Annotated in this window: 19 protein-coding genes and 4 tRNA genes; 11 read left to right on the forward strand and 12 right to left on the reverse strand. The window is 43.9% G+C overall.

All coding sequences use genetic code 11. The features are described from left to right. Positions 1 to 203 precede the first annotated feature (203 nt). The 3 genes from tilS to ACQKCG_RS03640 all read left to right on the forward strand — a co-directional run bounded on the left by tilS (position 204) and on the right by ACQKCG_RS03640 (position 3,484). The gene (gene tilS, locus ACQKCG_RS03630) at positions 204 to 1,784 is read left to right on the forward strand and encodes a tRNA lysidine(34) synthetase TilS (protein WP_134292319.1); all 1,581 of its coding nucleotides are present in this window, start codon (positions 204 to 206) and stop codon (positions 1,782 to 1,784) included. A gap of 177 nt (positions 1,785 to 1,961) precedes the next feature. After that, a complete protein-coding gene (gene proC, locus ACQKCG_RS03635; protein ID WP_134292320.1) occupies positions 1,962 to 2,795 on the forward strand; it encodes a pyrroline-5-carboxylate reductase in 834 nt (277 codons plus the stop codon). Positions 2,796 to 2,914: 119 nt separating this feature from the next. Further along, positions 2,915 to 3,484, forward strand: coding sequence for a YggT family protein (locus ACQKCG_RS03640; RefSeq protein WP_101205146.1), 570 nt, complete (start codon positions 2,915 to 2,917; stop codon positions 3,482 to 3,484). 107 nt (positions 3,485 to 3,591) lie between these two features. Here ACQKCG_RS03640 and ACQKCG_RS03645 read toward each other — a convergent pair whose 3' ends face one another. Beyond that, positions 3,592 to 4,386 carry a hydroxymethylpyrimidine/phosphomethylpyrimidine kinase gene (locus ACQKCG_RS03645; RefSeq protein WP_101205145.1) on the reverse strand — a complete coding sequence of 265 codons (795 nt, stop codon included), beginning with the start codon at positions 4,384 to 4,386 and terminating at the stop codon, positions 3,592 to 3,594. Between the two features lie 393 nt (positions 4,387 to 4,779). On the opposite strand from ACQKCG_RS03645, the gene ACQKCG_RS03650 reads away from it, so the two are divergent. The 3 genes from ACQKCG_RS03650 to ACQKCG_RS03660 all read left to right on the forward strand — a co-directional run bounded on the left by ACQKCG_RS03650 (position 4,780) and on the right by ACQKCG_RS03660 (position 6,056). After that, positions 4,780 to 4,869: transfer RNA gene (locus ACQKCG_RS03650), tRNA-Ser, on the forward strand. A 181-nt stretch (positions 4,870 to 5,050) separates the two neighbouring features. Then, a tRNA-Arg gene (locus tag ACQKCG_RS03655) sits at positions 5,051 to 5,127 on the forward strand. Between the two features lie 266 nt (positions 5,128 to 5,393). Then, positions 5,394 to 6,056: an RDD family protein gene (locus tag ACQKCG_RS03660; protein ID WP_101205144.1), complete on the forward strand. Its 663-nt coding sequence runs from the start codon at positions 5,394 to 5,396 to the stop codon at positions 6,054 to 6,056. A 79-nt stretch (positions 6,057 to 6,135) separates the two neighbouring features. Here ACQKCG_RS03660 and ACQKCG_RS03665 read toward each other — a convergent pair whose 3' ends face one another. From ACQKCG_RS03665 to ACQKCG_RS03710, 10 genes are all read right to left on the reverse strand, one after another. Then, complete coding sequence (locus ACQKCG_RS03665; RefSeq protein WP_101205143.1) at positions 6,136 to 7,161, reverse strand: calcium/sodium antiporter; 1,026 nt, start codon at positions 7,159 to 7,161, stop codon at positions 6,136 to 6,138. Positions 7,162 to 7,349: 188 nt separating this feature from the next. Next, complete coding sequence (gene panD / locus ACQKCG_RS03670; protein ID WP_010196068.1) at positions 7,350 to 7,730, reverse strand: aspartate 1-decarboxylase; 381 nt, start codon at positions 7,728 to 7,730, stop codon at positions 7,350 to 7,352. A 100-nt stretch (positions 7,731 to 7,830) separates the two neighbouring features. Beyond that, entirely contained in the window at positions 7,831 to 8,412 is a 582-nt protein-coding gene (gene pth / locus ACQKCG_RS03675) for an aminoacyl-tRNA hydrolase (RefSeq protein WP_101205142.1), read from the reverse strand. A gap of 176 nt (positions 8,413 to 8,588) precedes the next feature. Then, on the reverse strand, positions 8,589 to 9,269 hold the full coding sequence (locus tag ACQKCG_RS03680; protein ID WP_101205141.1) for a 50S ribosomal protein L25/general stress protein Ctc: 681 nt from the start codon (positions 9,267 to 9,269) through the stop codon (positions 8,589 to 8,591). A 421-nt stretch (positions 9,270 to 9,690) separates the two neighbouring features. Beyond that, positions 9,691 to 10,638: a ribose-phosphate pyrophosphokinase gene (locus tag ACQKCG_RS03685; RefSeq protein ID WP_057758042.1), complete on the reverse strand. Its 948-nt coding sequence runs from the start codon at positions 10,636 to 10,638 to the stop codon at positions 9,691 to 9,693. A gap of 109 nt (positions 10,639 to 10,747) precedes the next feature. Beyond that, positions 10,748 to 10,823: transfer RNA gene (locus ACQKCG_RS03690), tRNA-Gln, on the reverse strand. Between the two features lie 239 nt (positions 10,824 to 11,062). Next, positions 11,063 to 11,138, reverse strand: a tRNA-Gln gene (locus tag ACQKCG_RS03695). Positions 11,139 to 11,305: 167 nt separating this feature from the next. Then, complete coding sequence (gene ispE / locus ACQKCG_RS03700) at positions 11,306 to 12,271, reverse strand: 4-(cytidine 5'-diphospho)-2-C-methyl-D-erythritol kinase (protein ID WP_134292321.1); 966 nt, start codon at positions 12,269 to 12,271, stop codon at positions 11,306 to 11,308. A 90-nt stretch (positions 12,272 to 12,361) separates the two neighbouring features. Further along, positions 12,362 to 12,994: a lipoprotein insertase outer membrane protein LolB gene (gene lolB, locus ACQKCG_RS03705; RefSeq protein WP_134292322.1), complete on the reverse strand. Its 633-nt coding sequence runs from the start codon at positions 12,992 to 12,994 to the stop codon at positions 12,362 to 12,364. 191 nt (positions 12,995 to 13,185) lie between these two features. Then, the gene (locus ACQKCG_RS03710; RefSeq protein WP_134292323.1) at positions 13,186 to 15,156 is read right to left on the reverse strand and encodes a tetratricopeptide repeat protein; all 1,971 of its coding nucleotides are present in this window, start codon (positions 15,154 to 15,156) and stop codon (positions 13,186 to 13,188) included. 551 nt (positions 15,157 to 15,707) lie between these two features. Here ACQKCG_RS03710 and hemA point away from each other — a divergent pair. The 4 genes from hemA (at position 15,708) to ACQKCG_RS03730 (ending at position 19,806) form a co-directional block, all read left to right on the forward strand. Next, positions 15,708 to 17,117, forward strand: a complete 1,410-nt coding sequence (hemA, locus tag ACQKCG_RS03715; protein ID WP_101205136.1) for a glutamyl-tRNA reductase — start codon at positions 15,708 to 15,710, stop codon at positions 17,115 to 17,117. Positions 17,118 to 17,479: 362 nt separating this feature from the next. Next, positions 17,480 to 18,616 carry an aminotransferase class V-fold PLP-dependent enzyme gene (locus ACQKCG_RS03720; RefSeq protein ID WP_101205135.1) on the forward strand — a complete coding sequence of 379 codons (1,137 nt, stop codon included), beginning with the start codon at positions 17,480 to 17,482 and terminating at the stop codon, positions 18,614 to 18,616. A gap of 234 nt (positions 18,617 to 18,850) precedes the next feature. Further along, the gene (locus tag ACQKCG_RS03725; RefSeq protein WP_101205134.1) at positions 18,851 to 19,288 is read left to right on the forward strand and encodes a YeeE/YedE family protein; all 438 of its coding nucleotides are present in this window, start codon (positions 18,851 to 18,853) and stop codon (positions 19,286 to 19,288) included. 98 nt (positions 19,289 to 19,386) lie between these two features. Further along, a complete protein-coding gene (locus ACQKCG_RS03730; protein WP_101205161.1) occupies positions 19,387 to 19,806 on the forward strand; it encodes a DUF6691 family protein in 420 nt (139 codons plus the stop codon). A gap of 214 nt (positions 19,807 to 20,020) precedes the next feature. Here the strand turns inward: ACQKCG_RS03730 and ACQKCG_RS03735 are convergent, their stop codons facing one another. Beyond that, positions 20,021 to 21,685, reverse strand: a complete 1,665-nt coding sequence (locus ACQKCG_RS03735; protein ID WP_101205133.1) for an AMP-binding protein — start codon at positions 21,683 to 21,685, stop codon at positions 20,021 to 20,023. A 403-nt stretch (positions 21,686 to 22,088) separates the two neighbouring features. Here ACQKCG_RS03735 and ACQKCG_RS03740 point away from each other — a divergent pair, with 403 nt between their 5' ends. Beyond that, positions 22,089 to 24,224: an NADPH-dependent 2,4-dienoyl-CoA reductase gene (locus ACQKCG_RS03740; protein WP_134292324.1), complete on the forward strand. Its 2,136-nt coding sequence runs from the start codon at positions 22,089 to 22,091 to the stop codon at positions 24,222 to 24,224. Positions 24,225 to 24,287: the final 63 nt, after the last annotated feature.

Below are 24,287 nucleotides of genomic sequence, written 5' to 3' on the forward strand. Positions count from 1 at the left end.
ATTGTTAAGTCGCTATTATTCAATAATAGGTTTTTCATATTAGAGTCTCAGTCTTAATGCTAAAATAAAAACGTGTCATTTAATGGCGCGTTTTTTTATGGCTGTTACTATATAAAGCACTTAACGCAATGTATTAATCAACGTAGGTGCTCACAAATCCGCACATTAATAAATATATTATCACTTAATGTCTAAGGCTGAATATGACCAGCAGCGCAATCATCTCACATCCTATTAAATCAATTGCCGATTTGCCAGTTGATAAGACACTAGCAACCGCATTAGTGAGCAGTATGTCTGAGTATAGTGATCAGTTGCATGGTCGTCGTCTTTGGCTAGCCTGTAGTGGTGGGCGTGATTCATTGGCACTTGCGGCGCTGTGTGTACAGCTCTATCGACAAGGTAAATTGCCATGTCTGCCGCAGCTGTTACATGTCGATCATGGCTTACAGTCGGATAGTCAGTACTGGGCCAAGCATGTTGCCAATTGGGCGCAAGCGCAGCAGATACCTTGTTGCATTTTACAGGCACAAGTGAACGGACATGATGAGCAAGCTGCGCGACAAGCACGCTATAATATTATGCGAGCTCATATCAACCAAGACGATGTATTGCTATTAGCGCATCATGCTGATGACCAAGCCGAAACGGTATTAATGCGACTAATCCAAGGCGCTGGAGTCAATGGCCTCTCAGGCATGCAGCCATGGCGAGTGCAAACGCAGGGCGCACAGCGTAATATCCTGTGGCGACCTTGGCTCACGATACGACGAGCCAATATTAGCGCCTACGCTAAGCGTCTACAACTGCCTTATATAGATGATCCTACCAATGACAGTGGCGACAACGTACGTAGTGGGCTACGCCGCGATATCATGCCAATACTGGCTACATACAACCCCAATGTCATTGACAATATTGCTCGCAGTGTGCAGCTATTAAGTGAGGCACAGGAAACAATCAATGCTCAAGCTATGCAGGATATGCAGCAGACAGAACATACAGACCTGCAATTTTCATCCGCACAGCGCGTACTAAATATCGATGCGTTGCAAAAGCTACCCATGTATCGTCAGCGGCAACTATTGCACTATTGGTTGGGTCAAGATGAGCCGTTACCACCTGCTAAGCAACTTGTCGATGATGTGTTAACTCTAAGCCAACGTGATGACCAAGATCATCAAACAGAACTGTTTTGGCAAGGTCGTAAAGCATCTTATACCATTCGGCGCTATCGTCAGCAGCTCTATCGTATGAGCAGCGAATGGCTGTCTTGGCTGAAGCTACCACTTAGCGAGCAGGTGCTGCCACTATCTAGCCTGAGTTTGTCTAAGAATAATTCAGCTGATAATAGCTTCGAATTAGTCACCTTGTGCAGCAGTAATGACTACATTTGGCAATTACGAGTGATGGGAGATGCGCTGTTAAGGTTATTAGAAAATAGTACGGACGGTGTAGCACAGCAGGCAACGTTAAAAATAGCGCCGCTAGATCGAAAGCAACGGCTAAAGACTGAGATGGCTGCGCGCCCACAAGCAGGCAAAAAACTGTATCAGACGATTGGGATTCCATTATGGCTACGAAAAAGCTTAATGGTAGTTAGTATTAATTTTATAAAAAAATCTGAAGATGGAAGTGATATACAAACTAATATTCCTTTATTACTAGCGTCGCCATTTGAGAGTTGGCTTTTGAGTTCTGAGCAGACGGATAAAGATACCGATAGCGATGCTAAAAGTAAGCAATTTGCTGAGTACATCAGAAGTGAGCTTAGTCTAAAATAGGAAGTGTCAAAAGTTTAATATCCGTTGGCTGACTCATTGATTTTTATCAGGTTGATGTCAGGTGTGACATTTTGAATTTATCAAACGGTAATAGTGGCAGTATGATAAACTGAGTGTCGTTTTACATATCAGTATGTTAAGTTGAATACCTTTGAATTTTGTGACTAGGAGACAAGTATGTCGGTATTAGATAATAAAAAAATCAGTTTTATTGGTGGCGGAAACATGGCACAAGCGCTCATTAGCGGGCTTGTGGGTTGCGGCATCAAACCAAATCTCATCACGGTCGCCGATCCTAGCAGCGATGCACGTGAGCAATTAGCCGCCAAAGGTCTAAATACTGTTGATCCAATGGCTGATCCAAAATCTGCTGTGATCGGTGCGGATATCGTGGTACTTGCAGTCAAACCACAAATGATGAAGGTGGTCGTTGGTGCTTTTGCAGATGTGCTAGATAATCAGTTGGTCATTTCAGTGGCGGCAGGCTTATCGACTGATCTTTTATCAAATATGCTAGGCGGCTATAGCAATATCGTCCGTGCAATGCCAAACACGCCTTCTATGATTCAGATGGGTGCGACTGGCCTCTACGGTACAGACAATATCTCAGCAGAACAGAAGCAGCTAGCAACGGCCGTTATGGAAGCCTCAGGTTTGGTCATGTGGGTCGATGACGAAGAGCATATGCATGCGGTCACAGCCGTATCAGGTTCAGCGCCAGCGTATATGTTTTACTTCATCGAATCGATGGTCGATGGGGCAGTTGCATTAGGGCTGGATAAAGAACAAGCCTCAGCGCTTGCTATGCAGACCATGTTAGGTGCTGCAAAAATGGCGATGAACAGTGATGATGCACCAGCTGAGCTACGCCGTAAAGTCACTTCACCGAACGGTACTACTCAAGCAGCGGTTGAGTCAATGCAAGCCAATGAGATTGGTCGTCAAATCAGCGAGGCCATGCAAGCTTGCTATGATCGTAGCCAAGCTTTAAGTGAAGAGATGAATAAGTAAACACTGACAAGGTGTGCTGTGAGTCACCACTGACGTCACACCTTATGTAATCATCAGCATCTGATAATGACATTTGTCATCCTAGAATCTGTTAATAATGTCACATTGAGTAGCACTTCATGAACAACATGTTATTTCAAATTTTTGATTTGGTCACCACATTCGCTATGATGCTGGTGTTTATTCGTTTTATGTTGCAGTTTGCAGGGATGGATGCGAGCAATCCGATGATTGCACCTGCTTATAAAGCGACGCATATCGTCGATGTATTCGGGCGTATTTTCCCGACTGTCGCGCAGGGTCGTATTAGCATTGCCGCTATCGTGCTGATGTTTTTGATTCGTCTAATCGACATCTCTGGAAAGGCCGCATTGACGCATAAAGGTATTGCGCCTGTACCGCTATTCTTTACGGGTACCACTAGCTTATTGTTAGACTTTTTACGCATGTGTCGCTATCTAGTGATTGGTTCTATCATCGTTAGCTGGATTGTGGTGTTTACCAGATCTGAGCATCCGATTATTGGCATTATCATTAATTTGGCTGAGCCTATTTTGGCCCCGTTTCGTCGTATTACGCCGAATTTAGGTATGCTAGACTTATCGCCAATGGTTGCTTTCTTAGCATTTTATTTGCTGGAGATATTCATCGGTGGCTTGGCTGCGAGTGTATTGCCAACGTTGGGTTAAACCTAATAGAATTACATCTGAAAACTGTCATAAAAAAGGCGTTCTATAAAAATATAGAGCGCCTTTTTACGTCTGCTACTTGGGTAAACTATAGCTTGTTAAATATGCTAAAAACGAACAAAGCGATTTGGTATGAGCTGAGCTTGAGTATCATAAGGATGCGGTGCATCAGCTGCCCGCAATGTCTGGGTAATCCAACTATCTGCCGCTTGTACTGCATCGATGAGAGCATCGCCCATTGCCAAGCGTCCAGCGATAAAGCTGGCGAGTGAACATCCTGAGCCATGGAACTCACCATCTAAGCGCGGTAAGGTGCTTTTATGCACCATTTCGCCCTGTATATATAAGTACTGCTCGATATCACCACTATCAAAATCATGTGAGGTTTTCACGAGTACCGCATGAGTGCCTTGAGCACATAGCTTCTTTGCCCCGACATGTAAGTCTTGCTCTCCGCTAAGCGCACGTAGCTCATGAGTATTTGGAGTGATTAAAGTGGCGTAGGGCAGCAATTGTCTAAAGGCGCTAACCAGTGTTTTCTCATCGCCCAAGCTACCACCGCTATTTGCGACTAGTACAGGGTCTAAGACAAATGGCGTATCATTATCGATAACTTGATCAGCAAATAGTTTGGTCAACATTGCGATATTATCAATGGTGCCGAGCATACCTGATTTGATAGCACTAACAGGTAAGTCATCAAGCACCGCAGTAGCTTGGGCTTTTACCAACGATGCCGCACAAGCCTCAAAGCCAAACACCTGTTGCGAGCTTTGGATAGTGACCGCCGTACAAGCGATGGCTGCATGTGCCCCTGACTGTCCAATGGCCTCGATATCCGCTTGTAATCCAGCACCGCCTGAAGGGTCCAATCCTGAAAAACACAGTACGACAGGTCGCATAACAGCTCCTTTTGAGATATTTTAAAGTAAGTGACAAATACTATAGCCACCTACTACTAAAAAATCTATCATAGTCTTATGCTTATGCTTATGCTTATGCTTATGCTTATGCTTATGCTTATGCTTATGGATGAGGTATAAGACGGTAGAGTGAGTAGACCTAATATTAGTAAGCAGTTTGGTCGTTATATTTAGCAATGATATGTCGCAATTTTCCTTATAAAAATGCAATATAAGTACTTATATCTATAATTTTGATAAAAGCCGCATTAAATCTGTAGACAACGCTTGCAATTCGTTTTGGCTTTGTTATAATACTCGCCCACGACATGAGACGTATTGTTAGCATCAATACTATGTTTATAGATTTTTTATAAATGTCTTGAATCGTTAGGTGAAGTGGGTGAGTGGCTGAAACCAGTTCCCTGCTAAGGAACCATACGTGTAAGCGTATCGAGGGTTCGAATCCCTCCTTCACCGCCATTTATTCAGTTGTTATTAGAGTAATAACGCAATATACTGCGTTAAACATTTTAATAATTAATTCAAAAAATAATTTGTTCTAATTAAAAAAAATGTTGACACAAGCGATATTATCTATATAATGACCAACCTAATTTACTGCAAAAGATATTATCTTCGCAGTGGATAAAGTGCAAAATACGCGCCTGTAGCTCAGTTGGATAGAGCACTTGGCTACGAACTAAGGGGTCGGGAGTTCGAATCTCTCCAGGCGCACCATTTGCATAATAGCTTAATTTAAGCTGATAAAACATTAAAATAATCGCCTGTCTTATGACAATTGGCGGTTTTTTTATGTCTGTAGCTTTTACCCTTCTACTTATTTATTCTACGATCATCTCCTGTGTATAACATGATTGGATAGCCAACTAATAATATTAAAGAGCCATCTATGATATCGGACAGTCATTTAGGATAATGTACGATAGCCCCACCATTTACGGTACAATAGCGTTACTATTCACTGCTTGCTATGAGCTTGTACCATGTCAAAAAGTCCATCTAAACGTCTGTCAAAAACGACTCGTAAATCAAAGCCTCAATCGAGTGCGCCTGTACAGCAAGATCCTAACGAAGAGCCAACCATCGCTAAGCCCATGATTCGTGTCGTGGCGATTCTCTATGATGGTATGCTGATTTTGGCGCTGTTATTTTTGGTAGGAACGATACTAACCGTCGTTGGTACGCTGTTGACTATGGAAACGGGTACTGAATCCTCACAAGCTCAGTCACTGCCGCTCTGGTATCAGAACGCCATTATGACGCCATCATTTGTACTGACGCTCGTGGCGTTCTACGGGATATTCTGGCGCCGTGGTGGTCAGACATTAGGTATGCAGACGTGGCGATTAAAAACGATTAATGATGCAGGTCAATGGTTAACGTGGGGTCAGTCGTTTAAGCGTATTTTGGCCGCTTGTTTGATGCCGCTGATTTTCGGCATTATTGGCAGTCTTATTGATGGATCACGCGCCGCCTTATTGGCCAGCGCGTTTCTTGGTTTGGTATTCAACTATGTGTTCTGCCTGTTCAACCCTCGCGGTCTGGCAGTACAAGACATGCTGTCCAACACCATCACCCTAAAAATGCCAAAAGTAACACATGAAGGGTTATGGCGCGGTTTTAAAAATCGTAAGAAGAAACTGTAGTCTGATTTTATTAACGTAATAACTCTTATCGACGTAATAATGTAGTTGTACTAATGATCAATTAATTCAGCTTAAACAGTTACATACTAACGCTTTGAATCAGCCATGCGGTGTAGCCCATAAAGAACAGTACCAATGTGGCACCTGACGTACGACCGAATTGTCGCTTTGTTTTAAAGGCAAACACGCATAGTGTCACTAGCAATATCGTCAAGACTCCCATTGCCATCACATCACGCGACAGAATCACTGGATCAGCAGCGATAGGAGCAATGACCGTTGCCAAGCCGACAACTGCCAAAGTATTGAAGATATTAGAGCCGATGATATTGCCGAGCGCCATATCATGTTCGCCTTTACGGGCAGCTGACAAGCTCGATACCAGCTCAGGTAATGAGGTCCCAACTGCGACAATCGTTAGGCCAATGATGAGCTCACTGAGCCCCCATAGTGTTGCTAACTCGACAGCACCCCAAACGATAGCACGTGAGCTAGCTACGAGCATCAGCATACCGATAATTAAACTCACAAGACCACGCGTTACGCTTGGTTCTAGCTTTTCTAAGCTCTCTGAGTTATTTAAGTGCTCTAAGTTATTTGAGTGCGCTGAGTCAGCATTAGCCACGACCATATCGTCTTCGTGCTCATGATAGCCTTCGCGTATACTCATTATGATCTGTAGTCCTAAAACGGCGACCAACAAAATCAACAATACGATACCATCAACTTGGCTCAATGTCCCATCACGTAGCTGCCAAGCGGCGATGACAGTAATTAGCAGCAGTAAGGGCAAGTCGCGCTTTACGATGCCTCTACGGATGATAATAGGGCTAATCAATACGGTTGCACCGAGTACCAATGCGATGTTGATGATATTTGAGCCATAAGCGTTACCTAGAGCCAGCTCAGGGCTGCCTTCTATCGCTGCTAGTACTGATACCACCATCTCAGGCGCTGACGTGCCTATACCCAATATTAAGACACCAATTAAGAAGCTAGGCACACTAAATTTCTTTGCTAGTGCTGTCGCCCCATCAATAAAGACATCGGCACTCCAAACTAAAATTGCTAACCCAATCAGTATTGCAAGCGCGGCCAACCACATCGGTATGTTTCCTTGTATATGATGAAAAATGTGAATTTGATAAATAAAAGTGGCATAAAAAAAGCCGAATCTTGATTTAGATTCAGCTTTCCCTTTAGCATCGAGATTTTTAGTAATAATAGCAGCTAATTCAAAGATGTAACTTTGTTTTTATCTTAAATTTACCAAAACCTCACCATCCTGTCATATTAAGCAACTTGTACAGGAATGATATTTGCAGTGTCTTTTACTGTGTTGTCTTCGTTGCAATAGACCAGTTTTGGCTGATACGTTGACGCTTCAACTTCATCAAAATGCGCGTAAGCACAAATGATAACGATATCGCCCAAATCTGCCATATGAGCCGCAGCACCATTTAATGAGATAATACCAGAGCCCGCCTCAGCACGGATAGCATAGGTGCGAAAGCGCTTACCGTTGGTCACGTTATAGATATCAATAGATTCATTTTCGCGTAGACCAGCAAGATCTAATAGATCACCGTCGATACCACAAGAGCCTTCATAGTGAAGCTCGGCGTGGGTAACACGGGCACGGTGTAATTTGCATTTAAGCATATTAAGTAGCATAGGTTAGTTCCTTGGCGTAACTGATATTAATTAACTAAATCAAAAGGTTAATGGGGATAAAACTGCCAAAATAAAAGGTCATTATCATTGAATGATTATATTATTCTGGTAATTTAAAGCCATTAATTTGTGAACGTGCTTTTTCGACATCACCATCTAACAATAATGGGAGCGCCTCAAAAGCAGCTGTCAGCGCGCTATCAATCGCAATCTGCTCATCAGGAGATGCTTTAGAGAGAACGTGTCCACTAACTTTAGACTTGTGACCAGGATGGCCGATACCCACACGCAGGCGATGAAAATCATTGCCAATATGCGGCGTGATATCGCGTAGGCCGTTGTGACCACCATGTCCACCGTCTGTTTTGAGTTTGATACTACCAGCTGGAATATCGAGCTCATCATGAGCAATCAACAATTCATCATTTTTGATGCCATAGAAATTTACCATAGGCACCACTGACTGACCAGATTTATTCATAAACGTCAGCGGCATAAGTAAACGCACATCAGATCCATGAATCTGCCCACGCCCTGTCACTCCATGAAATTTCTTATCAGGGGAGAGCGTGATATTAAACTGCTGAGCCAAATGATGGACAAACCAAAATCCTGCATTATGACGCGTAAACATATACTGCTGACCAGGATTACCAAGACCGACAATAAGCTTTATGGCCATAAAAACACCCTGCTTGAATTTGATAAATAGGGGTAAGGATTGAAGTACTGATAGACAGTTTATTTTCAAACCTTACTTACAAAAACAGCAGGAGATTTTAATCACCTGCTGTCTTATTGACTAAACGAATGTATCACTAACCAGCACAAAATAATGCACTAGTTAGAAATAGTATATTACTCGCTGTCTTTGTTTTCGTCAGTACCGTCGTTTTGCTCAGTTGCTGGTACTTCATCAGCATCAACGTCAGCATCAGCATCAACTTCTTCTACTGTTGGTGGCTGCATGTTAACGATAGTACGGTCATGACCGTCTTCTAGCTCAAGCTCATGGATAACAACGCCTTCAGGAAGTTTGATGTCTGATAGACGGAACAAATCACCGATTTCCATGCCAGACACATCTACTTCTAGGTATTCAGGAAGTTGTGATGGTAAGCAGATAACTTCGATATCAGATACTAGAGTAGATAGTACACCAGCAGCAGCAGTACCAGGCGCATCTTCACGACCAGTGAAATGAACAGGAACGTTCATGTGAATTTTCTGACCTTTTACAATGCGCTGGAAATCAGCATGCATTGGGAAGCCTTTAGCTGGATGGCGCTGCAAGTCTTTGATAACTGCTTGATGCTCTTCACCGTCAACGTTGATAGTCAAGATGTGTGAGAAAAACGCTTCGAATTCTAGTGATTTTACTAGTTCGTTAAGCTTGATAGAGATAGCTGTTGGCTCTTCGTTACCACCATAGATGATAGCAGGAACTAGGTTCTGCTTACGTAGGCGGCGGCTCGCACCTTTACCTTGTAGTTCAGCAGCACGATCAACGGCGTTTAGTTCAAAATGATTAATGCTCATGGATATAATCCTATAAAAAAAATGATGAAGTGTCTGGTCATAAAAAAGTGGATTTGCGACCAATCCACTAATACGTGATGATAGCTAATATTATGGTTACGAATAAACCTCGTAATGTCTAAGCTTAGCCATTTGCTTATAGCAGCGCTCGCTACGATAATTACCATAACGATGGTTGCTGTTAAGCATGATCAGCACTTTTGATAGTGCCAGCCTAATAAAAACAACGAAAAGGTCAGCACAGGCGCGCATTATACGTGATTCTGTAGCAATAATAAAGACCTACGTAAAACGCCTACACAAAACAAAGCGCCAAGTAAGGATACTTGACGCTCTGTTTTTTAACTATTCAAGATGTCTTATGACAGTCATTGCTATTCAAAATTAACGCAATGGCTGTTTTAAAAATAACTGTATCAAATTAAGCGTCAAACATCGCGCTAATAGATTCTTCGTTATTGATACGGCGTAAGCTTTCAGCCAGCATCGGTGCAATACTTACCTGACGGATTTTGCTACAGGCTTTGGCTTCAGCGGATAGTGGAATTGTATCGGTCACAACCACTTCATCCAATGCAGATTCGCTGATGTTTTTCAGTGCGTTACCTGATAGGACAGGGTGCGTGATGTAAGCCAAGACGCGACGTGCACCATTTTCTTTCAATGCTTCGGCAGCTTTACACAATGTACCTGCAGTATCGACCATATCATCAACGATAACGCAATCACGGTCACGAACATCACCGATGATGTGCATTACTTGTGACTCATTGGCACGAGCACGGCGCTTATCAATAATTGCCATGTCGGTATCGCCTAACTGCTTGGCCATCGCACGTGCACGAACCACGCCGCCTACGTCAGGTGAAACAACCATGATATTGTCATAGTCTTGCTTTTGTAGGTCGTTTAGCAATACAGGTGTACCGTAGATGTTGTCTACAGGGATATCAAAGAAACCCTGAATCTGATCTGAGTGCAAATCAACAGTCATTACGCGATCGATACTGACGATGTTTAGCATGTCAGCGACCACTTTAGCCGAGATAGGTACACGAGCTGAGCGTGGACGGCGATCCTGACGAGCATAACCAAAATATGGCATGACAGCTGTGATACGACCAGCACTAGAGCGACGCAAAGCGTCAGCCATCATCATGATTTCCATCAAGTTGTCGTTGGTCGGTGCACAAGTAGGCTGCATAATAAACACATCTTTACCACGTACGTGTTCTTTGATTTCCACGGCAATTTCGCCATCAGAAAAACGCGTGATGTCAGCTTTACCAAGAGGTATGTGAAGATGATCGGCTACGGTTTTTGCTAATTCTGGGTGGGCATTACCCGTAAAAATCGCCAAATAAGGCATGACAGAAGTCCTATTGATTGACTCAAGCAGCGACCGCTAAGCAGTGTCAAACTGCTCAAATTAAGAAAAGAGTGGTGAAGGTGTTGAAGTATACTATTACAGTAAAAAATGGCAGGGGTAGCTGGACTCGAACCAACGGATGTCAGGATCAAAACCTGATGCCTTACCAACTTGGCTATACCCCTGTAATGTCTAGGCTATGAACAACCGATATATAATAGCGACTAAGTAGTCGTTCTTAATATGGTGTCATGACCTGTCAGTTATCTAAAAAACGGATAAACCGTTTAAAACATAACTTTTCCCTAGCGGTGTCCATTGCGAACTATACCGAAACTGGGATAACGTTGTCAATGACAATAGCATAAGAGGTCATTTATAAACCGCTTATACTATTGTATGTCTAACGCTTCGTACTAAAAAATGGCAGGGGTAGCTGGACTCGAACCAACGGATGTCAGGATCAAAACCTGATGCCTTACCAACTTGGCTATACCCCTATTGTGGCGACCTATTATAAGTAAATTTTCAGATTTTGCAAGTCATTTGCGGCTTTTTCTGCTATTTATTCATTATAGGTTACTGCTGGCGCTATTTTAGCAAATTAAAATAGGCAATCCTACCGTTGTCATTATTTAGATGATAAAAAATCTAAAGGTTGTATGTGCTATTTTAAGTTTCCAGCGATATATGCCGCACAAGGCGCATCTGCAATCCACTTCGCCAACAGTTTTTCATTAGTAGCCACACTCGCATCTAAAGGCAAAAACACGGCACTACCAGAACCAGTCATTCGTGCTGTGCCGAGTGCTTGCGCTTCTAACCCCTGCAAATAATTCAATGCATCTGTAACAGCAGGCGCGAGGCTCATGACGACTGGGGTAAAGACATTATGATAAGGCGTAGTGAGCGTTTGTAGATAGTCAGCGTATTGGTTTTGGATAGTTGCAACCGATAGGGGCGCGATATCTCGCTGTAGTTTTGGATGAGCGAAAAGTGTGGCAGTATTTACATGAGCGTTAGGCGTCAGTACTAAATATTGCTGGTCAGGCAACTCAATCGTAGTCAGTTCTTCACCAATACCCATCGCAATAGCGTCTTGGCCAAATATAAATATAGGTACATCTGCACCTACAGTCACGCCAATCTTTATAAGCTCATCACAAGTAAAATTAAGCTGCCAAATCTCATTGAGCAACAGCATAGTCGTTGCTGCATTAGATGAGCCGCCACCCAATCCTGCACCCATTGGCAAGTGCTTATCTAAAGCGATATGCACTTTTGCTAATTGCTCAGGTAAAGTGTTTGACTGTATGGCAAATGCTAGCAATGCGCGTGCCGCTTTGAAAATTAAATTGTCTTCTATACTAGTAGTGATAGCCTCTGCGCCATCTAGTATCAGTAGCTGATGACAGAATTGATTAGCACTTAATTCACTAGCTATAGTAGAAATCACGGCATCATCGCTGACCGAAAAATGCAAGTAATCGCCCCAGTCAAGCAGGCGAAATACCGTTTGCAAATTATGATAGCCGTCGGCACGTTTACCAGTGATATGCAAAAACAGATTGAGTTTTGCAGGTGATAAACGAGTAATCATAGAAACAGATGATACGGCTATATTTTCAGTCATATTTTTTTATCATACGGTGCAATTATAAACAGCTATCTTAATTAGCAATGATGGTTTTTAGCAGGCTTTCTGTTGTTAATGAAGGATGGATTAATGGTTAATCGTCATTACAACTTTGTTGCCTTGTGGTTGTACGGCACTAATTTTACTAGGTAGCTTATCCGTACCTTTATAAGTAAAGCTGGCTGTCCACTCACCATTGACTGAGCTAACTAAACGGTTCTGATCATCCAGTTGTGGCGCACTGTCTGAAGGTGCTGGGCGACCAGAAATCCAGTAAGGCATTTGTGAAATTGGTGCTTGCCAACCAGTGGCCTTCTTTAGCAAGGTTTCAGGATCGTCAGCGGTCAATGACCCTGTCTTTTCGCTAACTAGAGTAGCGGTCTGACCATTGTATTCGATGTTGGTTTTACCAATACCGAGTGCGCCAATCAGCTCAATGGCAAATCGGTCATTTTGCTGACCCCATGCATAAAATGCACTACCACCTTGGGTACCGGTCGAGTCATTCGCAGGCGTCGTTACCCCAATTTTACCAGTGATATTAAAGCTCTCTAGCTTTTTTGGTTGATCAGCGTTTTGACCTTGTACAGTGGTCGTTGGTTGGTTGGTCGCGTTGGTTGTTTTTAATGATTGGCAACCAGAGGTAATGACCAGCGCTGCAGTTATAGCAGTAAACAGAGCCAATTTATTTGGTTTATAAGAAGTGATTGATGCTGACATAATAGTTTCTCAAAATGGAAAGATGAACAAAGATATTAGCTTAAGCGTTATTTGTTGCTCGGTTATGCACGGCTGTTAGCTTCTTATAACGACCTTGTAATTTATACATGCTTCGTTATTTATAAAAACCTTATCAACTATCATATCTCTGTGACTACAAAGCTCGAATAACATATCCAAAATCATCACTATTAATACAGCTGTATGCGGTCATTAATATTATGCTGTCCGAATGAGAAGCGCTGCTGCAAATCTGCGAGTAATGCCACAACTTTGTCATTGTTACCTAAGCCTTGGTAGGCGCGCAACAACAGCGCACCTGAGCGCAAGGTCGGTAGCACATCATAGGGGGTCTGTAGGTAGTCGATGACCTGCTGATAGTTTTCTTTGGCCAATGCATTACTCGCCAAGACATTTAGGGCTTGCAGATGTAGGTCGTTATCATAACGTGGGTCATCATAGCGAATCTGAATAATTGCGGTAGCTAGCGCCAGACCTTGCTCTGAGCTGCGCTCATTTGCTAGTAGCAACTGTGCATAGCTCAACTGATAGGATAAGTTACTAGGATCTAAAGCCTGCAAATGGTTGAGCAGGGCGCGCTTAACGACATAGTCTTCTTTATCATCTAACAGCTGAGCCCGTGCAAAGAGTAGCATCTCATTATCAGGGTATTTACGAGCGGCACGGGTCAGTAGACGCAGTGCTTCATCCGACTCGTTTTGTTGCCACAAGATATCGGCCTGCATGACAAAAGTGTCAGGCGCGAATACCGTGAAGTCTTTGCGCAGCTTCTCTAAAGTCGCGATTGCCCCATCGACGTCGTTATCGAGTAATTCAAACGCCACTACTTTTCTACGTGCTTCTAATACCAAATCCTCTTGCATGACGCCATTGAGATAGTATTTGGCTTGATCGAACAACTGCTGACGCTCAGCACTGATACCCAGATAATAATAGGCTTGGTCAAGATAAGCTGGACTCTTAGCAAGCATATTGAGTAGCTCATCGGCGCTAGCGTACTCTTCAATATCCAAGCTCACTAAAGCTGCGAGTAGAGTAATCTCAGAATCATCACTGAAACGGCTATGCGCCTCAAGCAGTAACTTCCAAGCTTGTTCGCTTTGCTTTAAATCTAATAAATAACGAATCTCATATAAATATAAGCTTTTGCTATCAGGATTGCGTAGACGAGCTTGACTGACATAATTAATGACAGTCTCTGCGGTCACGATTTTGCGCAATATATCCGCTTTTAACGTAATAAAGGGCACGTAGTCTGGCTGACGCTCTAGCGCTCGATTGATATGAACGATAGCCACTTCAGGTTCGTTAAACTGATAGAGTAAGCCCGCTTTTAACACTGACAATGAGGCATTTTGCTCACTATCTAGCGGCTGCAACGCGGCAAGAAGCTCACGTTTGTCATCATCATTATTTGGATAAATACCTATGAGAATTTCGCTTAAATCTGCACGTGGGTCATAGCGCAAGATACGGTTTAAAGTCTCGCCTGCTAATATATAGTCGTGGGCACGTAAGGCCAAATGCGCGACATAAAACCATGCAGGCACATGGTCAGGATTTTGGTCCTGCCATGTCTTGGCAAACTGTAATGAGTCTTCAACCCTTTCATTACGCAAAGAAAGGCTAAGCGCTCTCTCAAATACCGCTGTGGCATCTTCTTTAAAAGACTGTTGCTTATAAATAGCAACTGCACGTCGTTTGTCATCGCGATCAGCAGCAAACTCGGCATCCAGTAGAGCATACAAGCTTGGTTCACTAAGCTCAGGCTGCCATAGGCTGGCTGGTGCTAGACCATTAATGTTTTTTACGTTTTCTATGGTGAGCGTATCTTCATTATAAGGTGTATCAATCGGAGCACTACTATCATTTACTTTATTGCCATTTGGCTTATTGGCAGTTACCTTATTGGCAGCTGCCTTATTATCGGTAGCAACGGATACTTTAGGAATTTTTGTTTCTAGCAATACATCGGGATGACTAGCATGAACAGGGGCTCCCAAACACAGGCACACAGCTAGAGACAACGCTAGCTTATATCGTTGACACAGGCGCTCAATAGCGACATGCAATAAAGCACGGAAGCTAGAGTGTTCGCTATAGGGATGTGGTGACCGAAGTAATGACCCAAAAAAAATCATAGATAGCCGTATTCGCCCATGGTTTACCTACACAGATAAGGCAAGTTTGTTTTAATCATTTTAAGTTATATATTGGAAATATGTACCCATGACAAACATTATAAGAGTAGACCGATGAGATAAACAATAGCATCCGTGTTACTCATATAGTGGCATGTCTGACCGTATGAATATGCTACTAGTAGCGAGTACTTTGCCAAAGAACAACACTGAAGATGATTAAATATAGATAGGTCTGTCGAACTGAATATTATAGAAATATAACAAGTTAAGATAGAGTAAGCGAATGATTTAACATTATATTATTGATCAGAAGTCAAAACCCAGCTATTGATTTTATAAATCGTATGAGTAGTTGATTTGTTACATTTGCGACCAGATACAGAGATATGGTTATCATAGATGGGTGAGTGTTAATTAAAGCCCGCAATAATGATATAATAGGCGGTTTTTAGGGTCTTCCTTTTTAGCGCTGTCGTCAAAAACTGTCTTTTAAAAATAATAAGATAGCGTAAGGGGCAACTGAGCGTCATGTTTATGGTCTATCGATAATGAGATTAGTGGTCATTGGGGTCAATCACAAAACTGCACCAGTCGCTCTGCGAGAGCGCTTGGCGCTTGTGGGTGACGATGTAAATGTCGCACTCAAACAAATAGAAGCCTTTACTGATGGTAGCGTGATCGTCTCCACTTGTAACCGCACCGAAATCTATGCGCTAGTGCCACAATCGCCAACGTCGCAGCACGCTAATAGCCAATTATCTGACTCACAATCATCCGATATACAGGATGTCAAAGCCGCAGGGCAGTTATCTAATAATGCTTTTAGTAGTAGCATGAATATCTCGTCTGCTGCGATTAGTGCGCATATTACCAAAATCAAAACGTGGCTGGCTGACTTCAAGCAATTGCCACTCGTTGATATTGATCCTTATCTCTATGTACATCGTGATACCCATGCATTGACTCATTGGTTAAGAGTAGCGGCTGGTCTCGATTCTATGATACTGGGCGAGCCGCAGATTCTCGGGCAAATCAAAAACTCTGTGCATCTGGCTCAAGACCAAAAAGTACTCAGCAATCAGCTCGGTTGGATCATCGATCAAGTATTCGCTGCTGCCAAACGAGTGCGTAATGAGACGCAGGTTGGCGCACAGGCCGTATCGCTTAGCTTTGCCGCAGCTAAACTGGTCACTCAGATATTTGATGATTTACCTAGTCGTACTTTACTGGTCGTTGCGGCAGGTGAGATGAATCGCTTAGTTGCCACTCATATCGCAGGGTTAGGGGTCGGACGAGTCATTATCTGTAACCGTAATCCCGAACGTGCCGAAGCATTAGCGGCTGAGCTACGTGGCCCTAATCGCCGCGTAGACGTTAGACCCTTACAAGAGTTACCGCAAGTATTGGCGGAAGCCGATATCGTTAGTAGTTGTAGTGGCAGTATGGATTTGTTGATTGATAAGACAATGACCATACAAGCGCTAAAACGTCGCCGTTATCAGCCAATGCTTATGATAGATCTGGCCGTACCGCGCGATATCGATTCGACCATTAGCCGTATTGATGATGTTTATCTGTACTCTGTCGATGACTTGCAGCATGTGATTGCAGGTAATATCGAGCAGCGTCGCCAAGCCGCAGTGGATGCTGAACTGTTAGTGAGTCAATTGGTGGTTGAAATAGATCGCCGCTTTCAGGTTCGCCAAGTTGGTAAAGATATTCAGCAATACCGCGCGTGTACTCAAGGTCAGGTGGATAAGCTGCTGCATGAATCTATTGCTAAGCTGCAACAGGACGATGTTAGTCCAGAAGATATCATCACTGAGCTATCGCGACGTTTGACTCAAACATTGACCCATGCACCATCGAAACTGATGCGCAAAGCCGCACGTGAAGGCGATAGTGAGTTGCTAGACTTCGTAGTGTCAGGACTACAAGATGCTCATCGAGGGCATTGATGCTTTCATCGTGGCTTTATAAATCAAAACTTATCAATCAATCAATACCTACCAATAAATGCTCGATAGCGCAAGTCATATCGTTGCCTGAGCGTATCGTTGTCAACCTTCAGTATCAGTGCTAATATCAAGCTCTCATGGATGGCTTAGGTCAAGATATGTGCTGGTGTTTGCTCGTAATATGACTACAAATATATTAACTTCACGTTAGTAGACCTCATTAGTGTCCGTTGTTTTTTGTTTGTTTAAAAATAATGCATCTCTAGACAGCGCAAGATCTCACCATCAAAAATAATAGTACTTGATTATAGTGCTATCTAATCCATGTCGCATATTATCTAACCATACACTAGGAGTGTTCAATGCCTGCATTACGTCAAGATATCGATCCAAACGGCTTATTAGAGTATTCAGTGGTTTACACCGATCGTGCGCTGAACCATATGTCAAAAGCCTTTCAGCAAGTGATGAATGACCTATCTAGTGATCTAAAATCTGTGTATAACGCGGACGCCATGGTGATCGTTCCTGGTTCTGGTACTTATGGTATGGAAGCAGTCGCTCGTCAGTTGGCAAATGATGAAGACTGCCTAATCATTCGTAATGGTTGGTTCAGCTATCGTTGGACGCAAATCTTAGAAAAAGGCAAAATCGCCAAGTCATCTACAGTCCTCACGGCCAATCGTGCCGATAATAGTGAGTCGCCAAAGCCGTTTGCTCCAGTCGATATCGACGTTGCTGTAGCCAAAATCAAAGAAGAAAAGCCAGCAGTGGTATTTGCGCCGCATGTCGAAACCTCATCGGGCATCATCTTATCAGATGACTATATCAAAGCGTTGAGTGAGGCTGTGCATAGCGTTGGCGGATTGTTAGTCATTGATTGCATCGCCTCAGGTTGCGTATGGCTAGATATGAAATCATTGGGTATCGATGTACTGATTAGCGCACCGCAAAAAGGCTGGAGCAGTACACCGGGCGCTGGTTTGGTCATGCTAAGCGATGCTGCTGTCAAAAAAGTAGACAGTACTGAGTCTGATAGCTTTAGTATCGACCTAAAGCAGTGGCTAAACATCATGCGTGCCTACGAGAATGGCGGTCATGCTTACCATGCAACGATGCCGACAGACAGCTTACGTCAGTTCCGTGATGCCATTAATGAAGCTAAAGCAATCGGTTTTGATAAATTGTGTGACGCGCAGTGGATACTTGGCAAACGTATCCGCGAAGTACTAGAAGCCAAGGGCGTTGAGAGCGTCGCTGCTGAAGGTTTTAAAGCACCTGGTGTGGTCGTCTCTTATACCGAGCGTGATGACATGCATAAAGGTAGCGCGTTCGCTGAAATCGGGGTACAAATCGCGGCTGGCGTACCATTGAAAGTGGGCGAGCCTGATAACTTCAAAACTTTCCGTTTGGGTCTATTTGGCTTGGATAAATTGACTGATATCGATGGTACAGTAGCGCGTTTTGAAACGGCACTTGATAAGGTGCTGAGCCAGTAAAAATCGCCATTAAACGAGCTAATAAAGACAGTAATATGATAGCTTATTAAGTTTTTTCACCGCCTTTTTTAAAGCCTTTACAGTACAGTCTTTACAGTTATAAAAAATACTGAACCATTAGTGTCATGCTAGGTTCAGTATTTTTTTACCTTTTTATTATATTTTATAATATAATGTATTTTTATAAATTAATACTCAAGTACGTATTTAATAAACTTAATTAGGTAGTCCGTTATGAGCATACAAATAGACTGGCAAGCATTTACGCCGACCTCCTTAGTTGGGGGTCTAATGCTAGGCGTAGCGACGGTTATCTTACTGCTAGGTATCGGTCGTATAGCAGGTATCAGTGGTATTTTTTCAAGCCTACTAAAACCCAAGCGTGTAGAGATGTGGCAGGTGCTGTTTATACTGGGTTTGGTCATCTCACCACTGCTATATCAGTTGGCAAGACCACTACCTGAGGTAGCTATCAGTACTTCCGTGCCATTATTGATTGGTGCAGGGTTATTGGTCGGCTTCGGCACGCGTTTAGGTTCAGGATGCACCAGTGGGCATGGTATCTGCGGTAATGCACGGCTGTCTCCACGGTCATTGGCAGCGACCGTTACCTTTATGCTGTTTGGAATTGTGACCGTCTATATCGGTCGTCACGTACTAGGCCTGCTATAGCGAACTCATGGCAGATTGCCAGATGAAGGTTGATAGCTGGGCTAACGCGCGAACGATATATGATGGTTAATAAAAGATAATAATAGCGAGATATGACGATGCTAAAAAATATAATCGGATTGTTAGCAGGACTGCTGTTTGGACTCGGACTACTGGTTTCAGGTATGACCGATCCTGTAAAGGTACAAGGGTTTTTGGACGTATTTGGTGCATGGGATATATCCCTTGCACTGGTGATGGGCGGTGGCTTGATCGTCGCTTTCTTCGGTGTGCGATTAGCAAAGCGTCAACAGAGCAGCTGGATTGGCACACCAATTGATATGCCAAGCAAAACTATCATTAATAAAAAATTGCTTATCGGTGCGATGTTGTTCGGTATCGGCTGGGGGCTAGTTGGTATTTGCCCAGGACCAGGAATTGTGTTGCTCGGTACTGGTCAATGGCAAGCCTATGTTTTTATTCCTGCGATGATTATAGGGATGTTGGCTTATCAATGGCTTGAGCCTAAGCTTGGGTAATATCGTTAATTTTCCATAAATATGGTCAGAGAACTACTAAGCGGCTACGGCGTTATCCTCCCTAGACGTACTATTTGTACAATCTGCAGTCGGCTGCCCTTGTATCCGTTTTAGCCTTCTTTGACTATAGGCGAGCGCTCAAAAAAGGTCAGTTATATGTAGCTGACCTTTTTGATGGATGTTAATTGATGATATGACTTAATAGATTGCCGTTTTATTTCGCACTGGCAGTTACTTTTGGCGTTTCGTGTGCCAATGATTTTGCCGCTTGGCGTAGCTCAAATTTTTGTACTTTACCGGTACTGGTCTTCGGTATTTCTGCAAAGACTATGTATTTTGGCACTTTAAAACCTGCTAGGTGCTGACTACAATGCTCCATCACCGTATCACGTTGCAGCGTGCTACCGGCGTGAATCTCGATAAAGGCGACAGGTACTTCGCCCCATTTATCATGTGGCGCGGCGACGACAGCACAGCTTTCAATAGCAGGTAGTTTATACAAGACGTTTTCTATCTCGATACTAGAGATATTCTCACCGCCTGAGATGATGATATCTTTCAGTCTGTCCATGATTTTGATATAGCCATCAGGGTATTTAACACCCAGATCACCCGTGCGGAACCAGCCATCAGTGAATGCTTCTTCGGTAGCCTTGCGGCTTTTTAGATAGCCTTTCATCACCATATTGCCACGTAGCGCCAGCTCGCCCATCTCTTCGCCATCAGCGGCGACTGGCTCGGTAGTACCTTGCTTAAATACTTCAAACCCTGCCATCAAGTGAGAAGTCATACCTTGGCGTGATTTTTTTTGGGCACGGGTGGCCACATCAAGCTCATTCCATTCTTCCTGCTCCGCACAAACCGTCACTGGCCCATATACTTCAGTGAGACCGTAGACGTGCGAGATATGAAAGCCCATTGCTTCCATCGCGGCCAGCATGGTTTCAGACGGCGGTGCACCAGCGACCCAGCCTTTGACCGTATGGGTGATAGCGTCTTTATACTCAGGTTTGCCGCCAGCAATCATATTGTGCACGACTGGCGCAGAGCAGTAGTGGCTAACTTGATACTTGGCAATCAGCTTCAATATCAAATCAGCATCAATTTTTCGCAAGCATACATTGACCCCAGCACGCTCGGCGATGGTCCACGGAAAGCACCAACCGTTGCAGTGAAACAGCGGCAGCGTCCACAGATACATCGGGTGTTTGGGCATGTCCCAATCTAAAATATTAGAGATAGCATTGAGAGTTGCGCCGCGATGATGATAAACCACGCCTTTGGGCTTGCCTGTCGTCCCAGAGGTATAGTTCAGCGCAATGGCATCCCATTCATCTTTCGGCATCTCCCAATTATCCAAGCTGTCTGAACTGGCTACTAATGCTTCATAGCTCATGTGCCCAAAGCGCTCGACATCGACAGCCTTGTCCGTTGAGTGAATGACGATTAAGTCTGGAAAAGTCTCATCGATAATCTCAGCATGCTCAGCAAATTCGCTATCTAAAATTAAAACCTTCGCTTCGGAATGCTGCAAACAAAAGGTAAGCGCATTGATATCGAGTCGGGTGTTCAAAGTACAGAGGACACCGCCTGACATCGGGACACCAAAGGCGCATTCGACCATCGCAGGCGTGTTCGGCAGCATTACGGCTACGGTGTCGTTTTTATCGATACCTAATTTGCGCAGGCCGTCAGCCAGTTGACGACAGCGAGTATAGGTCTGTTGCCACGTCTGAGTAAGGTTGTTGTGTTCTAGGTCGTCATAAATGATGGCAGTCTTATTAGGATAAACTTGAGCGCTGCGAATGATAAAATCAATAGGGGTAAGTGGTTGATGGTTGGCGGCATTTTTGCCAAGGCCTGTATGGAAATCTGTCATGATGATAGTCCTTTATCGTATTTCTATAATGCGTCAGTACATTAACGTCAGTATATTATTTAGTACAGTAATCTAGCATAGAAACTATAGGTATAAGTCGATATTTATCGATTTATATCTTAGTCTAATCTCTCAATGATATTAAGCTAACGGTATATAATCTACCTCAAAAGTTGGCTGGGTTTTGTGGTGTTTGCTTAACCATATGCCACAGTACCGCCTGATACACCGTCCCGCTCGTTATAGCAATTAATATAGTGCTCACTCATCAGTCGCTTGTCTGCATAGCTGACAATAATAGCGGTGTGTTACGATATCGATGATGCTAAACCCCTTAGCTCCACTAATTCTAAAAAGCCGTTTTTAAAAAGTAGCCTCATAAACTATTCATAAGGAAAATGATATGTCTGCCAGCCATAGTGCCAATACGATCCAAACCGCTAGCACCAATGAACACTATCCGCATTTATTTGAGCCGCTAGATTTGGGCTTTACTACGCTAAAAAACCGTATGGTTATGGGCTCAATGCATACTGGGCTTGAAGACCGTTTTTATAATTATGGCAAGCTGGCGGCGTATTTTGCAGAACGTGCCAAGGGCGGCGTGGCAATGATGATCACTGGCGGTATCTCGCCCAATCGCGAAGGCTGGTTGTTGCCTGCTGGCGGAACGATGAATACCAAAGCTGACGTTATCAATCACCAGCGCGTAACCCGTGCTGTGCATAAGCACGACAGCAAAATCATCATGCAAATATTGCACAGTGGCCGCTATGGCTATCATCCTTTTGCCGTATCCTCTAGCCCCATCAAGTCACCAATTTCACCATTTAAACCGCGTAAGATGAGCATCAAAAACATCGAGCAAACGGTAAAAGACTATGCTCGTTCAGCCAAACTTGCCAAGCAAGCAGGCTATGATGGTGTCGAAATCATGGGTTCTGAGGGTTATCTGCTCAACCAGTTTTTATCAAGCCATGTGAATAAGCGTAAAGACATTTATGGTGGTGATATTCATGGTCGTATGAAGTTCGCTGTCGACGTGGTCAAAGCGGTACGTGAGGCGACTGGCGAAGACTTTATTATTCTATTCCGTTTATCGGTGATTGACTTGGTCAAAGACGGTAACGTCATGGATGAAGTCATTACCGTGGCCAAAGCGCTAGAAGAAGCGGGCGTGACCATCATGAACACGGGTATCGGCTGGCATGAAGCGCGTGTCCCGACTATCGTCACTAGCGTACCACGAGCCGCTTTCGTTGATTTCACTGCTGAAATCAAAAAGCACATTAGCATCCCGATGATGGCGGCCAACCGTATCAATATGCCAGACACAGCAGAAGAAATCATCGCTGCGGGTCAGGCCGATATGATTCAAATGGCACGCCCATTCTTAGCGGATGCACACTGGGTCAATAAAGCCAAAAACGGTCAGACAGATCGCATCAATACCTGTATCGCCTGTAACCAAGCGTGCCTCGACCATACCTTTGAAAATAAACGCTCGACTTGTCTCGTCAATCCGCAGGCGTGCTATGAGACTGAACTGGTCTATAAGAAAACCAAAAAACCGAAAAAAGTCGCCGTCATCGGTGGCGGTGTTGCTGGTATGTCAGCCGCTCATGTGGCAGCCTTACGTGGTCATGACGTAACTCTGTTTGAAGCAAAAGACGTGCTTGGCGGACAGTTTAACTACGCCAAAGTCATCCCTGGTAAAGAAGAGTTCTTTGAGACTATTCGCTACTATATTAATGAGCTTGAGCACCTGGGTGTTGAGATTAAACTGAACACCAAAGTCGATAAAGACATGCTTGAAAAAGCCAAGTTCCATCATGTCATCGTGGCAACGGGTGTCGTACCGAGAAGTCTAGAAGGTAAGCTCGAAGGTGCTGAGTTGCCACAAGTCATGAGCTATGCTGAGCTGCTGTCTGGCGAAAAAGCAGTGGGCAATACCGTAGCGGTCATCGGTGCTGGTGGTATTGGCTTTGATGTAAGTGAATATCTGACAGCCAATCATGGTAAGTCACTGGATGAGATCGGCCCTGAGGGACTAAAAGATCCAAGCTATCGTCCTGAACCGCAGTCTATCAGCGAATGGCGCGAAGAGTGGGGTGTGACCAATGATACCGACTATCAAAGTGATGGTGGTCTGGTCAGACCACATGCGATCAAACCGATTCGCCAAGTGTATTTGATGCAGCGTAGCAAAGGCCGTCTGGGTAGTGGTCTGAACAAAACCTCAGGCTGGGTACATCGTGCGCATATCAAGTCTCACGGCGTGATCCAAGTCGCTGGTGTGCAATATGACAAAATCACCAACGAAGGTATCTGGGTGACTAACCCACAAGGTCAAAGCCAGCTACTCCGTGTCGATAGTGTCGTTGTCTGTGCCGGTCAAGAATCAGTCGTTGAGCTGATGCCAAACGTGGGTGATGCACCAGACGCACAATATCACCTAATTGGCGGTGCTAAGCTAGCAGCTGAACTAGATGCTAAACGTGCGATTCGTGATGGGGCTGAAGTCGCCGCTCAGATCTAAACTCTTTAGCATGAATGTTAAATAATGGACGGCGAGGGATATCTCTTGCCGTCTTTTTTTATT

The sequence above is a fragment of the Psychrobacter sp. NPDC078929 genome (assembly GCF_050267985.1).
Classification (GTDB): domain Bacteria; phylum Pseudomonadota; class Gammaproteobacteria; order Pseudomonadales; family Moraxellaceae; genus Psychrobacter.

What these genes read in the sequence shown, in the direction of transcription:
- tilS (WP_134292319.1), top strand. Translation starts at nt 204, where the DNA reads ATGACCAGCAGCGCAATCATCTCACATCCTATTAAATCAATTGCCGAT.
- proC (WP_134292320.1), top strand. Translation starts at nt 1,962, where the DNA reads ATGTCGGTATTAGATAATAAAAAAATCAGTTTTATTGGTGGCGGAAAC.
- ACQKCG_RS03640 (WP_101205146.1), top strand. Translation starts at nt 2,915, where the DNA reads ATGAACAACATGTTATTTCAAATTTTTGATTTGGTCACCACATTCGCT.
- ACQKCG_RS03645 (WP_101205145.1), bottom strand. Translation starts at nt 4,386, where the DNA reads ATGCGACCTGTCGTACTGTGTTTTTCAGGATTGGACCCTTCAGGCGGT.
- ACQKCG_RS03660 (WP_101205144.1), top strand. Translation starts at nt 5,394, where the DNA reads ATGTCAAAAAGTCCATCTAAACGTCTGTCAAAAACGACTCGTAAATCA.
- ACQKCG_RS03665 (WP_101205143.1), bottom strand. Translation starts at nt 7,161, where the DNA reads ATGTGGTTGGCCGCGCTTGCAATACTGATTGGGTTAGCAATTTTAGTT.
- panD (WP_010196068.1), bottom strand. Translation starts at nt 7,730, where the DNA reads ATGCTACTTAATATGCTTAAATGCAAATTACACCGTGCCCGTGTTACC.
- pth (WP_101205142.1), bottom strand. Translation starts at nt 8,412, where the DNA reads ATGGCCATAAAGCTTATTGTCGGTCTTGGTAATCCTGGTCAGCAGTAT.
- ACQKCG_RS03680 (WP_101205141.1), bottom strand. Translation starts at nt 9,269, where the DNA reads ATGAGCATTAATCATTTTGAACTAAACGCCGTTGATCGTGCTGCTGAA.
- ACQKCG_RS03685 (WP_057758042.1), bottom strand. Translation starts at nt 10,638, where the DNA reads ATGCCTTATTTGGCGATTTTTACGGGTAATGCCCACCCAGAATTAGCA.
- ispE (WP_134292321.1), bottom strand. Translation starts at nt 12,271, where the DNA reads ATGACTGAAAATATAGCCGTATCATCTGTTTCTATGATTACTCGTTTA.
- lolB (WP_134292322.1), bottom strand. Translation starts at nt 12,994, where the DNA reads ATGTCAGCATCAATCACTTCTTATAAACCAAATAAATTGGCTCTGTTT.
- ACQKCG_RS03710 (WP_134292323.1), bottom strand. Translation starts at nt 15,156, where the DNA reads ATGATTTTTTTTGGGTCATTACTTCGGTCACCACATCCCTATAGCGAA.
- hemA (WP_101205136.1), top strand. Translation starts at nt 15,708, where the DNA reads ATGAGATTAGTGGTCATTGGGGTCAATCACAAAACTGCACCAGTCGCT.
- ACQKCG_RS03720 (WP_101205135.1), top strand. Translation starts at nt 17,480, where the DNA reads ATGCCTGCATTACGTCAAGATATCGATCCAAACGGCTTATTAGAGTAT.
- ACQKCG_RS03725 (WP_101205134.1), top strand. Translation starts at nt 18,851, where the DNA reads ATGAGCATACAAATAGACTGGCAAGCATTTACGCCGACCTCCTTAGTT.
- ACQKCG_RS03730 (WP_101205161.1), top strand. Translation starts at nt 19,387, where the DNA reads ATGCTAAAAAATATAATCGGATTGTTAGCAGGACTGCTGTTTGGACTC.
- ACQKCG_RS03735 (WP_101205133.1), bottom strand. Translation starts at nt 21,685, where the DNA reads ATGACAGATTTCCATACAGGCCTTGGCAAAAATGCCGCCAACCATCAA.
- ACQKCG_RS03740 (WP_134292324.1), top strand. Translation starts at nt 22,089, where the DNA reads ATGTCTGCCAGCCATAGTGCCAATACGATCCAAACCGCTAGCACCAAT.